9 protein-coding genes are annotated in these 12,464 nt (G+C 50.6%); 4 read left to right on the top strand and 5 right to left on the bottom strand.

Annotated elements, in window-relative coordinates; translation table 11 throughout:
- Nucleotides 1–311: 311 nt before the first annotated feature.
- Nucleotides 312–1,328, top strand: a complete 1,017-nt coding sequence (locus tag HMPREF1487_RS21375) for an HTH-type transcriptional regulator GntR (RefSeq protein WP_010798833.1) — start codon at nt 312–314, stop codon at nt 1,326–1,328.
- 49 nt (nt 1,329–1,377) lie between these two features.
- Here the strand turns inward: HMPREF1487_RS21375 and deoC are convergent, their stop codons facing one another.
- Nucleotides 1,378–2,055 carry a deoxyribose-phosphate aldolase gene (gene deoC / locus HMPREF1487_RS21380; RefSeq protein ID WP_010798834.1) on the bottom strand — a complete coding sequence of 226 codons (678 nt, stop codon included), beginning with the start codon at nt 2,053–2,055 and terminating at the stop codon, nt 1,378–1,380.
- A gap of 237 nt (nt 2,056–2,292) precedes the next feature.
- Here deoC and HMPREF1487_RS21385 point away from each other — a divergent pair, with 237 nt between their 5' ends.
- Together HMPREF1487_RS21385 and HMPREF1487_RS21390 are read left to right on the top strand one after the other, a co-directional pair.
- Nucleotides 2,293–4,752: a glucan 1,4-alpha-glucosidase gene (locus HMPREF1487_RS21385; protein WP_010798835.1), complete on the top strand. Its 2,460-nt coding sequence runs from the start codon at nt 2,293–2,295 to the stop codon at nt 4,750–4,752.
- Nucleotides 4,753–4,987: 235 nt separating this feature from the next.
- Complete coding sequence (locus HMPREF1487_RS21390; RefSeq protein ID WP_010798836.1) at nt 4,988–5,260, top strand: HU family DNA-binding protein; 273 nt, start codon at nt 4,988–4,990, stop codon at nt 5,258–5,260.
- A 54-nt stretch (nt 5,261–5,314) separates the two neighbouring features.
- Here the strand turns inward: HMPREF1487_RS21390 and HMPREF1487_RS21395 are convergent, their stop codons facing one another.
- The 4 genes from HMPREF1487_RS21395 to HMPREF1487_RS21410 form a co-directional block, all read right to left on the bottom strand.
- Nucleotides 5,315–6,286 carry a DNA replication terminus site-binding protein gene (locus tag HMPREF1487_RS21395; protein WP_010798837.1) on the bottom strand — a complete coding sequence of 324 codons (972 nt, stop codon included), beginning with the start codon at nt 6,284–6,286 and terminating at the stop codon, nt 5,315–5,317.
- A gap of 1,309 nt (nt 6,287–7,595) precedes the next feature.
- Nucleotides 7,596–8,486: a plasmid replication initiator TrfA gene (gene trfA, locus HMPREF1487_RS21400; RefSeq protein ID WP_010798838.1), complete on the bottom strand. Its 891-nt coding sequence runs from the start codon at nt 8,484–8,486 to the stop codon at nt 7,596–7,598.
- Nucleotides 8,479–9,429, bottom strand: coding sequence for a ParB/RepB/Spo0J family partition protein (locus HMPREF1487_RS26410; RefSeq protein ID WP_010798839.1), 951 nt, complete (start codon nt 9,427–9,429; stop codon nt 8,479–8,481). The genes trfA and HMPREF1487_RS26410 overlap by 8 nt, the downstream gene beginning before the upstream one ends.
- Nucleotides 9,430–9,438: 9 nt before the next feature.
- Entirely contained in the window at nt 9,439–10,251 is an 813-nt protein-coding gene (locus HMPREF1487_RS21410; RefSeq protein ID WP_010798840.1) for a ParA family protein, read from the bottom strand.
- Nucleotides 10,252–11,437: 1,186 nt separating this feature from the next.
- Between HMPREF1487_RS21410 and HMPREF1487_RS21415 the strand changes: the two genes are divergently transcribed.
- On the top strand, nt 11,438–12,346 hold the full coding sequence (locus HMPREF1487_RS21415) for a hydrogen peroxide-inducible genes activator (protein WP_010798842.1): 909 nt from the start codon (nt 11,438–11,440) through the stop codon (nt 12,344–12,346).
- Nucleotides 12,347–12,464: the final 118 nt, after the last annotated feature.

The raw sequence follows: 12,464 nt of genomic DNA on the forward strand, positions 1-12,464 counted from the left end.
CAATCCAGTAAGTCAACTGAATCAGTTACGTTATGACGTATTATTAATAAAGGAGTGTAGGCCCGATCTAAAATTCAGAAGCCTGCTGCCAGCTCCTAGGGAGAGTGTTGTCTCAGCGAGACGCAATCCTTTCAGCTTTGATGGTAGTGCAAAACCATAGGTGTGCTAAGAATTGCCTCGTCTTCTGCATTCCCGAGCCGCCTTATCCGTCCAGATAGAATCATTTGCTTGTAAGCCCCTCTTGGACAGCGCTACCTTAGACGGCTATATCCCGGATGTACGACTCATAACAACAACGCACTGATTAACCTATGCCCAGAACAGGTTCCCGTACCACTGGCCGCCCTACGCTGGCCGAAGTAGCCAGACTGGCCGCTGTTTCGCCCATTACTGCATCACGAGCCCTGCGAGGGGTTGCCACGGTTGCGCCCGAGCTGGTCGAAAAAGTCCGCGAGGCCGCCCGTGCCCTGGGTTACGTTGCCAACCCTGCCGCCCGCACCCTGGCCTCCGCACAAAGTCAATCCGTTGTGGTGCTGATCCCTTCGCTGTCAAACCAGCTATTCATTGAGAGTCTGGAAGCTATCCATCAGGTTTTAAGACCTCACGGGCTGGAGGTACTGATTGGTAATTATCACTACTCGCCTGAAGAAGAAGAAAACCTGATTCGCAATTATCTGGCGTATCAGCCCAGGGGAATTCTACTGACAGGCTTTGACAGAACGGAGCATTCACGTCAGCTATTGGCTGGCAGTCGTGTTCCTTGCGTATATATGATGGAACTGGATGCGGATACGGCTACGTGCAGCGCTGGTTTCTCTCAATATGCTGCGGGGGCAGCGGCGGCCCGGCACCTGATTGAGCGTGGCCGCCAACGCATTGCCTATATTGCGGCCCAGCTCGATCCACGCGCGCTAAGGCGTGGCGATGGATTCCGGGAAACCCTACAGCAAGCCGGCATGTATGATCCTGCTTTGGAGATACTTGATGTCCGGCCCTCCTCGATCGAATTGGGAGCTACCTTGTTCACCGATCTCATGCACCGGCATCCTGACGTGGATGGGATCTTCTTTTGTAACGATGACCTGGCACACGGAGCGATCTTTCAGGCCCAGCGCCAGGGTATTTCCATTCCCCATCAGGTCGCCCTGGTCGGCTTCAATGATCTGCCGGCCTCGGCCCACATGGTGCCACGCCTTACGTCCATCCGGACACCCCGGGAAGCCGTAGGTCATCAAGCCGCCACGTTACTTCTGGACCTGATGGCAGAACGTACCGGACCAACCCAGATCGACCTGGGATTTGAGCTGGTTGTGCGGGAAAGCAGCTAGGCTGGGTGATATAGGGCCATCTGTTGGAATGCATGCTCATACGCAGCGGTTAGTAGGGCTTGTCTGATCCCGCCCCTTGTACGATCGCCACACCAGAGCTGGTACCAAGGCGGGTAGCACCCGCCTCAATCATGGCAACGGCGGTGGCGTAATCCCGAACACCGCCCGAAGCCTTGACTCCCATATCAGGCCCAACGACCCGGCGCATCAGGCGAACATCTTCAAGGGTTGCGCCCTGATGACTGAAGCCGGTAGACGTCTTTACAAACGCAACGCCCAGCTCCCGACAGATCACACAAGCCTGCTCCTTCTGCAGATCATCCAGCAGGCAGGTTTCCAGAATGACCTTGAGCGGAACGGAACCGCAGGCAGCAAGTACCTGTGCAATGTCGCTGCGGACCTCTTCCAGTAAACCATCCTTCAACCAACCGATATTCAGCACCATATCGATCTCCTGAGCACCGTTTGCAATGGCACGTTCGGCCTCGAACGCCTTGGTTTCGCTTAACCCTGCTCCAAGCGGAAACCCCACTACAGCGCACACACGCGACGGAGCTTCTTTCAGGCATTGAGCCACATAGGGCACATGCGCCGAATTTACGCATATGGAATAAAACCCATACTGCTGCGCCTCTTGGCACAACTGCCGAAGCTGTTCGCGCGAGGCATTGGCAGCCAGTAACGTGTGGTCGATGTAGTGAGCAAGGCTAGCCGGTTCGATAGTCATGGCGTTACGTCCGTAGCGGTCGCATTAAAGACGCGTACGTTAAATAAAAAACGGCCTGCAAGGCAAACGCCTGCTGGCTGCTCTTTTCCCCCTTACTCTCAAGATGACTGGGCAGTCATATAATCCTTGTCTATAGTTGCCTAGGACTGGCGCTGCGCTTGTTCGACATCCTAGCAGGGGCGTCGCTCTATAGCCGCAGCGTGCTCCCCTACCTCATAAGAAAAGCAAGAAGGTCCTATGCGCATCATGTTGCTTCGAAACAGCCTGCTTACCCTGTGCGTAAGCCTTTCCACTGCCGTCGCTGCCGATTCGGCTGTCGCACCTGGGGCACCGGGTGAACCGCCCTTTTGGTCGTATTCAGGCAAGACCGGCATCGGAACGTCCTATGAGCAATACCATAACGGGGCTTATTCCAGCGATGCCGCGACAGGACAGGTGTCCAGGGTGTGGTTTTCCTTAGCCAACGGCATCGTGACAGAAACCATGTTCGGCCTGATTCATGAGGCACAGCTGCGTGCAATGCAGGTAGTGGTAAAAGGACCTGACTTTGTCGATCTTGAAGAAGCCGATACGACCAGCGAAACGCACTATCTCTCTACCGACAGCGAGGGCAGACCTACGTCCCTGGCCTACCGGCTGATCAATCGCGCCAAAAACGGCCAGTATGAAATCGAAAAGCATATATTTACCGATCCAGACTCCGACGCATTGATCATGCGAGTCATCTTTCGCAGTGCCAACCCTGCACTCGAGGCTTATCTCCATATTGACCCTGCCATAAATAACAGCGGAAGCGGTGATCATGCCTTTACAGAGCGAAACGCACTGTATGCCCAGGAACAGGAAACCACTCTGGTGGTCAAGGCTAGTCGTGATCTGGAGCTACCAACCGTGGGCTTTGCCGGAGTCTCGGATGGGCTTGAGGAGTTGCGCAAGAAAGGATCGCTTGAGTCACGCTATACCACTACCGGCAGCATACCCGGCAATGTAGCCATGATGACCCGGATACCCCGTACGGGGGACTTGAGCACCATCGATGTTGTGGTCGGATTCGGTCGTACTCGACAGGCTGCAGACCAGGCAGCCGATAGCACCTTGCAGCGTGGCTACGAACATGTGCTTGCGCACTATAACGGTGAGGGAGATGCTATAGGTTGGCAGGACTATCTGGCCTCGCTGACCAGTCTGCCAACGATGCGGCAACAGACGACAGATAACGGCAAGCTGCTCAATGTCAGTGCGATGGTGCTGAAAGCCCAGGAAGACAAGACTCATGCAGGCGCTCTAATCGCCTCGCTGTCCAACCCCTGGGGTGAAACGGTACCCGCTACCAAAGGCACTACCGGCTACAAGGCCGTCTGGCCACGGGACTTTTACCAATGTGCCATGGCTCTGCTGGCTCTGGGCGATACACAGACCTCCAGGGTAGCGTTTGAATACCTGAAAAAGGTCCAGGTCACAAAAGACACACCTCCCCTGCAGGCAGATGGCTCTGCCTATATCCATGAGCAAAAGCAAGAGAGTGCCCAGAAAAGCGCTGAGTCTGGAGCAACCGGCTGGTTTCTTCAGAAGACCCATGTCGACGGCACGATTGAATGGGTAGGTGTTCAGCTCGATCAAACCGCCATGCCGATCATGCTGGGCTACAAGCTCTGGAAAAATGGCGTGCTTTCTGACAACGACATCACCCGGTGGTATCGGGAGATGCTCAAACCGGCCGCGGACTTCCTGGCTCAAGGTGGGCAGGTCAGGCTGGGCTGGAATGACTGGACCGTAAAACCTCCACAAACACAGCAGGATCGCTGGGAGGAACAATGGGGCTACTCCCCCTCTACCACCGCGGCCGTCATTGCAGGTCTTGTAGCCGCATCGGAACTGGCCACCCAGGCAGGTGACCAGGAAGGAGCCAAATCCTACCTGGATACTGCCAGGCGCTACTCCAGTCGTATCGAATCCAGCATGTTTACACAAAAAGGTGTTTTTGGAGACAAGCGCTATTACCTGCGGATCACACAAAACGATAACCCTGACGACGGCGGGATGCTGCTGGACAACAACAGCCGGCCAGGCCTTCCAGAAAACCAGATACTGGACGCGGGCTTTCTGGAGCTTGTCCGTTACGGTGTTCGTCCAGCCACAGACACCCACATCGTCAATAGCCTGAACGTACTGGACAATCAAGCCATTCCGGAAAACCTCAGGGTCAAGTACACCTTTACCTACCCGGGCGTTTCAGGGGAATTTCCCGGCTGGAGACGCTACGGAAACGATGGCTACGGTGAAAGTGAGACCACGGGTATCAATTATCCCGCGACTGAAGAGCCGGTCATGAATTCAGAGTTGCGTGGCCGTGTCTGGCCTATTTTCACAGGCGAGCGCGGCCATTACGCTCTGGCACTTGCAAAAGCGCAGCAGCCGGGTGGAGAAAAAATCTTATCCGAGGATCAGTTAAAGGGAATCCGTGACACCTACGTCAAGGCCATGGAGCTTTTTGCCAACCAGGGGTTCATGCTTCCCGAACAGGTATGGGACGGCGTGGGTAATAATGAACGTCATCAATATACCAAGGGCAAGGGGACTGACAGCGCAACGCCCCTGGCATGGTCCCATGCCGAGTATGTCAAATTGGTGCGTTCGCTCAGTGATCAGCGTGTGTGGGACCGTTATCCCGTTGTCTCAGAGAAACTCCAGCCATAAGGCCGGAATACGGTATGCTGAGCGGGATACACTTCATCCTGACAGTTCCATTGAACAGAATGAAAAGGAGTTCACGCTGTTGGATGAGAAAAAGACCTTATTGGGCATCAGGTTGTCTGTTGAAGAGCCTTATCTCTTTGGCAGGCTTCCTATACCATCCGGGATGAGAGATAACGCATAATGGAAAGCAAGGCCGCGATTCCATCAAGACAACTGACTACTCTGGAGTATTTGCATGAATAAAGGGGAATTGATCGATCAAGTGGCTGCAGCAGCAGGCCTAACCAAGGCTCAAGCTCAAGCAACTGTGACCGCCATCACCGACACTATCAGCCAGGAATTGGCCAAGGGTAACGATGTTGCTCTGGTTGGTTTTGGTACCTTTACCGTCAAAGAGCGCGCCGCCCGTGAAGGCCGCAATCCTCAGACTGGCAAGACCATTAAAATCGCAGCTGCCAAAGTGCCTGGCTTCAAGCCTGGCAAAGGCCTGAAAGACGCTGTGAACTGACAGACGTCCGACGCGGTAACAAAAGGCCTGCTTGAAGCAGGCCTTTTTCATTTCTCAGGGCTTACACCCTGTCCGGGCCCGGTAGGTGCTTTCAACGAATAATGGACTGACCTCCAGGCCAGGACGCGACCTCCCCCACAATTCGTCCTCATCCATATACAGACCGTATTCGGGAAGTACAGGAATTCGCTGGCTGCTCTTGTTGCTGCGCCGTAGTGCAATGCGGTTTTCGATATTGAAATTCTTTAACCCCACCACCTCTGTAGGCTGCTCACCCGCCAAAAAGAACAGGGGTAGGTTGGCGTGCAACATGGCGTCGTAGCGAGAGCGATGACTGAAAAACACATTGACTCTTGGGTGAGGCGCTACCTTCTCGACCTTTACCAGCCGGGCATGATCGGCCAGATTGAAGATCACCCTCAAGGCCGCGCCTGCTGGTGTCCCTTCAATATCGCTCCCCTCACGCTGTGCCTGTAGCTGAGCCAGCTTCTCCAGCCGACGTCTCACCTCCCCCACGGGTACTCGCTTGGTCTTGCCGGTATGGCCTGCCCAGGTAAAGCTCAACAGCCGCGGTGTCGCATCAAAGGCCTGTATATGACGTGTCAGTTGTTTAAGGCTGATACTCGCTCCCAGGGCCTCTCTTACCAAACGGGTACGCGCCGTCTCAGCCAGTCCCTGCTTCAGCCTTACACGCTCAATAGCAGCCTCTACAGCCCCTTTCATTTGATTGACCTGTCGTATCGGCCCCAGCATTGATTCGCTCAGCAGAAACCAGCCTGGCAAACGCCTGACTGTTCCCGGAGCCTGATCGGCTTCCCGTTCGAACTGTTGAAGTACTGCTTGGCTGAGTTCAATGGCCTGCCTACCTCGCACGGACACGGGAGTAATCGCTTTCGGTGCAGCTTGCTCAGTGAGTGTCGGCAATGACCACACCTCACCTGAAACCACACAGGTAGACCATCGCGAATTCAAATCGGCGACAGCCTGCTTAAGGTGCATATAAGCAGTTTCGATACTTTCAGGCATTTCTTTTAATACCACTCCTCATATATACCTCATATTAACATCTGTTTATCGTGGTTACTTTACCTATGCCCCAAAATAAAAGCTTTTAAAGTCAATATGAGGTATCTGCAAGCTTAATCGTATAAATTTCTGTATGGAGTGGTATTATTACGAGTGTAATAGGTGCAAGTGATTCCCTTCCTGATAGACAAACGTGCTGAAGTCACGGCTCTTTCAAACAGTATGGATTGTCTCGACTGTGCAGGCCGAAACATGGGCCTGTGTAATCAATAATCCCAGTACCGTTTATTAATATTGTCAGCTTGAAGTAGAACGCGACCTCTATAGGAGGCTCTACCCTCTCATTTCACCCACGTTCTGTCTTCTATACAGACTCATGAGCTTCGCTCAGCACCGTAAACAAATCGCTTTACCCATAAAAATACACTTTAATGGGTTAAAAGACGGTTATTTAAGGTTAAAGAACGGTTAAGGGCTGTGGATATATCTACTAACTTATTGATATATAAGGGTTTTATTGGGTATGCGGAAACGTCAACATGACGTTTATATACGTCAACATGAGGTATGCGCCTGTCAACATGACGTATAGATGCGTCATGTTGACGTATAGCGTACCCTAAAGCCCTTCTTAACAATGTAACTCATTGATTTTTAAATACTTTTTTAATATTCAATACCTAAGTCATTATGAGGTATAGATACGTCATTATGACGTATCATATGTCATTATGAGGTATGGTTTTCCATAAGTTACTGATATTTAAGTACTTTGTTCCATTACCCAATCGGTCTGACAGACCATTTTGAGGCCATCAAACAAGGGTGAGCCCTCCTTTTTTGGTGATAACCCCCTAATTTTTAAGCGGTTTTTAACTTTTCCCTAGGCTTGCAGCACCTTCGCTCCGTTTACTTAGCTAATACAAAGGCAATGTCAAAATGAGGTATTTTTGCGTAAGTCATTGATTTTTAAGAAATTTTTATAGAATTGACGTAGAGTAAGTAGTCATTTGCTTAAAATGTCGCCATTATCTCCAACTCATACTTGTCAAGCCATGCCCTTTCGCTGCTTAAAAGCTACCTCATCCTGACATGCAGCTTGGAAAACCTTCGTTTTCAGCAGAAAAACTACCTCATCCTGACATTTTCGCCGTCTTTTACTCTTACAAGATCCTAAAATGGGTTCTCGACCGCTATAAAACCCCTGAATTAGATGATTTAGCGGCATGAATCGGTGTTAATAGGCATGCAGAATAAAACACTTAATAAAAAACGGAGCCACTAGGCTCCGTTTTTCGAGAGTTTTACGTTATTCGCTCTTTAGTAAGGGCCTGTTGTTTCGGACTACCCTTACAATATTGTCTTTGCCTATATCCCATTCCTTGAGAAAATCGATGTTCTTTAACTCATCGAGTGCGTCCCGCAACATCTGTTTGAACTTTGCCTCTGTCTTGGCTTTAGATCCACATGATTCCCGGATGGTTTCTACCTTAATGCCATAGGGCTCGCGATGGGTACCATAGAAGCCATGTAACCACTTAGCCAGCGGACGTAGTTCCAGGCGTGACTGCCAATCGAGACGTGTTGTATACACATCGGCTGCAAAGAGAATAGCCATTTCTGGCTCAATTTCGACATGCCACGTATCGCTCAAATCACCTTCTTCTGTTGTGTACTCAAAACGCCGCAATAGAGAGACGCCCACCCCTTTACCCAGGCGGGTCGATTCGATACGAACAGACGTCGCTTTGAGGCGCTCCAATACATTCAGGAGCTTTTGGGTGTAGTCTTTCCCTCTCGGCCAGCGCAATTCCTTCTTCATTTCCGAAGGGCGGAAACTCACTCGGTTGCCAAGCTTCTCTGTACGAGCCATATGGACAACCTGCAGCCAGACATCCATATCGTCTTCCTGACGAAGTTCCTGGCCGGTGTAGTAGATTCTTGCGTTACCGTAACAGTGCAATTCACGCCCATTGATGAACTCGCGGGCCTGGTTTCGGTTACCAACCGTAAACAGCGCACTACGCAGCATTTCGTTGGGCGCACTGCGTAAATCATCTGCCCATAATGGCAGTTGATTGACCTTTTCCTCGATTACCTTTTCAGCGCGCTGTTGTATGCGAGTAAGTGCTGTCTCTCGGGGGGGCCTGCCTTTACGCTCCGTTTTTTCAGGAGCGGCTGGCTCTTTCTCATCACTCACGAGGTTCTGCTCCCTGTTCAGCCAGATTACTGATCAGAGCTCTTAGCTCTTTGAGTTGGTCATCGCTAAATGTTTTGCGGTCCAGCTCAAATATCACCCTGTCCTTCTTGGTGGAAACGCGTGCGACCTTTCGCTCACCAATAACGATATCTTCACTGGGCGTCGAAGCCTTGGGTGCAGAGACTGATTTGGTAAGCAAGTCTTCACGAATACGTTTGGCCAGCCCAGCTTGTGCCAGTTTTCCGTTGGCCAGATCTCTAAGGGCCTTGTTCAAGGCAGACTCATAATCAAGACCTGCTGCCTGAACTTCCTTGATAACAGGTTTCAACGCATCTACTGCGTTCGCGCCCAGCATTTTGGGGTTGGCTTTGAGCATATTAAGGCTCGACTCTGGCAGAGCGCCAAAAGCCATGATGCGGTAGAGCTGAGATTTGCTGATATCCAGTTTGCGCTGCAAATCATTGACTTGAGTGAACGAGGTGCGCATTCGGGTAATAGCATGGTACTTCTCAAAGTCCGAGAGGTCCTTGCGGTGTATATTTTCGAACAGACTGCGCAGTGCGCTTTCGAAATCATCGACGACTTCTACCAGGGCATCGATATATTTCTTGCCAAGCTTTTTGTGAGCACGTAGTCGGCACTCTCCGGCAATTAGCTCATAGCGCTCACCAGCGATTCGAACGTTGATTGGACTTAACAGCCCTTCCTCTTCAATCGATAGTGCCAGTTCTTCAATATATTCCTCGTCAAAAACCAGGCGAGGTTGATAGGGGTTAGCGTCAACCAGATCGACAGGAATCGAGCGCGGTACTCGATGGGACTTTAAATTCTCTACCTGCTGAACAGCCGAATGGCGAGATATCTGGCTGACCAAGCCTTGAGCAAGAATGGAGCCCAACTTTTGCTTGGGTGCGTTTTGTGAGGAGGTCGATTTCTTTTCCATAATATGCTCTTACGCTGCGGTCTCTTTGTCGATGTACTTGGCCAATTCCTTGTACTGCTTGGCCACCTTGTTCGTTGAGTCGAACATCCGCAGGGAGGTTTGAACGGTTGATGACTGGTTGATCTTCGTTGTTGTTCCTATCTTTACTGGAACAAGCTTTCCAAATAGGCCCATCGCTTTTTGTTCAATGTTTTGACAGACCAGCTGACGATCATCATGACGAATCAGCAATGCGCCTAAGTTGATCAATGTCGGGTTGATCCGCGTGATCTGCTGAACTCGTTTGGTCAGATCAGCGAGGCCGTACAAGCCATAAGGCGATCCTGACTCTACGGGAATCAATAAATGGGTCGCCGCGGCCAATGCATTGGAAGTCAGAAGCCTAAGGCTAGGCGGGCAGTCAATGATGATGTAATCCGCTTTACCCAGTAGAGGCTGAAGCCGGTCCCGTAATACTTCATTAGGGCGAGGCTCCATGCGAAGTGCATCGTCTGCATTATCCAGAGCCATGCTTCCATAGATAAGTGCAACGCCATCGATCCTGGTTTCGTCATGAACAAAGTAGGTGAGTGGTAGTTCAGGATTCGTAAGTAATTCGGCTGTTGTATAATTTATCTCAGCAGGGTGAGACATCCCGATATGTTGACTTGCGTTAGCCTGGGGATCCATGTCTACGACACAAACCAGTTTTCCCATTTGTGCCAGGTTATCTGCCAAATTGATACAGGTTGTCGTCTTGCCAACTCCGCCTTTGTGGTTGGCGATAGCGATTACAACTGTTTTCTTCTCTTCTTTCTGCACAGCCGATCCACTCCAGGCCATTTTCTATCCTCTTCGTTGAGGCCATGTGTTGGAGTAATCGTAACAGACAAACATACTGCTTTTAACGGTTATTTGGCTTTGGTCAGGATGTTTTAGGCCTATATCTCATTAAGAGTCCCTAGTAGGGAAAATACTGAGGTTAGGTATGGCTAGAGGATTAGGAGAGTCCCTAGTAGGGAATTAATGTCATAGGAAGCTACGACCTATTATTTGCGTTTTATTAATTCATTTAAAGTCTATTTATATGATAGAGCGATATGCATAACTATTAAGTCCCTACTAGGGAATCTACTAAGCGTGACTCAGCAGATATGGATAGCTGTTCTATCGAAAGGGTAACCAAATAACTTTCCAAAGGAATGCTTTTTCTTGCTTAATCTTATTGAGACTCGCAAGTGGCATACCTTGTTGGACACGAGCAGGTAAGCTAGGGTAGACGTAGTAACCTAGGATAGACGTAGTAACCTAGGATAAATAAGGATGCGCTGAAAGACGTGGCGTAGCCGCTGTGTTAAAGCAGACATGGCTTAGGGAGGTCAAGCTATAAAAAAACGCCCTGCAGGCGTTCTTTTATAAGAGGATATGAGGTAACTACACACCTCATACTCACATAGCATTAGCGAGTCCGACTGTTACGTCTGGAGTTCAGTCGCTCAGACCAGTTTCCCAAGTCTTGTAGGGAAACATTGTCATCCCAGGCGTTTAGGGAGAATCCCTTATTGGTAAGCTCTCTTCTTACTTTACATAAGTAAAGACGCAGCGCACGCCGATTGGCGTAAAACAAGGGCACCAGTCGTTCTGACCTGTATACGATGCGACCCGATTCGTCGGATGCAGTAAAGGTCATAAAACCGAGAGTTGTTTTGGGTGTGAAATGACAGACAAGGGGCGCTAACCCTGCGCAAATCATTTCCTGAGCCTGCTCATGATGAGGCACTACCATATCGCTTACCGTCCTTGTGATATGTGAGAACCACTAGACACTTTCGATGGGGTTAAGTTCCTGCTTCTTATAAACCGTAGACCAGGATCGTCAGTATTGACAGGCAGAGTAGGTCGCGGGGGATCAAAGGTCGGAGCATGACGTCATTGCTTGGGGCTGTCATACGGTTTTACCCAAAAGAAATCGAGCTTTCAGCCGATAAATGATTCAACAAACCTAACTGCATAAGTGTGTAGATCCAAGATGACTCTGACAGAACTGCGCTATATCGTAACGCTTGCCCAAGAACAGCATTTTGGCCGTGCCGCTGAGCGCTGCCACGTCAGCCAGCCAACGCTGTCAGTAGGCGTCAAGAAGCTTGAAGACGAGCTTGGTATTCTGATTTTTGAACGCAGCAAAACCAATGTTCGCCTTACACCTACCGGCGAAAGCATTATTGTTCAGGCGCAAAAAGTCCTGGAGCAGGCGCAAGGTATTCGTGATCTTGCCAAGGCCGGTAAAAATCAACTGAGTGCACCACTTAAAGTGGGTGCTATTTATACGGTAGGCCCGTATCTCTACCCTCATTTGATTCCGCAGCTGAATCGTGTTGCGCCAGAAATGCCTCTCTATATAGAGGAAAACTTTACACCGGTTTTGCGTGACAAGCTGAGAACAGGCGAGCTGGATGCAATCATCGTTGCGTTGCCTTTTAGCGAAGCGGATGTATTGACCAAGCCGCTTTACGATGAGCCGTTCTATGTGATGATGCCGGCGAAGCACCCCTGGACAGAGCTCAAAACCATCGAAAATGCAAAACTGGACGAAATGAGCCTCCTGCTGTTAGGGGAGGGGCATTGTTTCCGAGAACAGGTGTTGGAAGCGTGCCCAACGATCAAGAAACCAGGTGTGGAGTCCAAGCATACCCAGGTCGAGTCCTCATCTCTGGAGACGATTCGTCATATGGTTGCCTCGGGCTTAGGCGTGTCGGTGCTTCCCCTCTCTGCCTTGGAAAGCCACCATTACGCACCGGGAATGATCGAGATTCGACCATTCAGCGCTCCCGTGCCTTTTAGAACAATTGCAATTGCATGGCGTGCAAGTTTTCCACGTCCCCAGGCCATTGATGTGCTTGCCGATTCTATCCGGCTATGCTCGGTCAATAGGGACTAACAACGACGCTCGCGTAGCCTGTTTCTCCCACAGGCTACCGCTATTTCAGCCTGCGGGAGCCTGGGGTCTTGCGCCTAAACGCTACCTGCTAATTCTTATAGACAGACCTTTTACTTTT

It is taken from the genome of Pseudomonas sp. HPB0071 (assembly GCF_000478505.2).
GTDB lineage: Bacteria > Pseudomonadota > Gammaproteobacteria > Pseudomonadales > Pseudomonadaceae > Chryseomonas > Chryseomonas luteola.

Coding starts and splice junctions, on each gene's coding strand:
- HMPREF1487_RS21375 (WP_010798833.1), top strand. CDS start 312: ATGCCCAGAACAGGTTCCCGTACCACTGGCCGCCCTACGCTGGCCGAA.
- deoC (WP_010798834.1), bottom strand. CDS start 2,055: ATGACTATCGAACCGGCTAGCCTTGCTCACTACATCGACCACACGTTA.
- HMPREF1487_RS21385 (WP_010798835.1), top strand. CDS start 2,293: ATGCGCATCATGTTGCTTCGAAACAGCCTGCTTACCCTGTGCGTAAGC.
- HMPREF1487_RS21390 (WP_010798836.1), top strand. CDS start 4,988: ATGAATAAAGGGGAATTGATCGATCAAGTGGCTGCAGCAGCAGGCCTA.
- HMPREF1487_RS21395 (WP_010798837.1), bottom strand. CDS start 6,286: ATGCCTGAAAGTATCGAAACTGCTTATATGCACCTTAAGCAGGCTGTC.
- HMPREF1487_RS26410 (WP_010798839.1), bottom strand. CDS start 9,429: ATGGAAAAGAAATCGACCTCCTCACAAAACGCACCCAAGCAAAAGTTG.
- HMPREF1487_RS21410 (WP_010798840.1), bottom strand. CDS start 10,251: ATGGCCTGGAGTGGATCGGCTGTGCAGAAAGAAGAGAAGAAAACAGTT.
- HMPREF1487_RS21415 (WP_010798842.1), top strand. CDS start 11,438: ATGACTCTGACAGAACTGCGCTATATCGTAACGCTTGCCCAAGAACAG.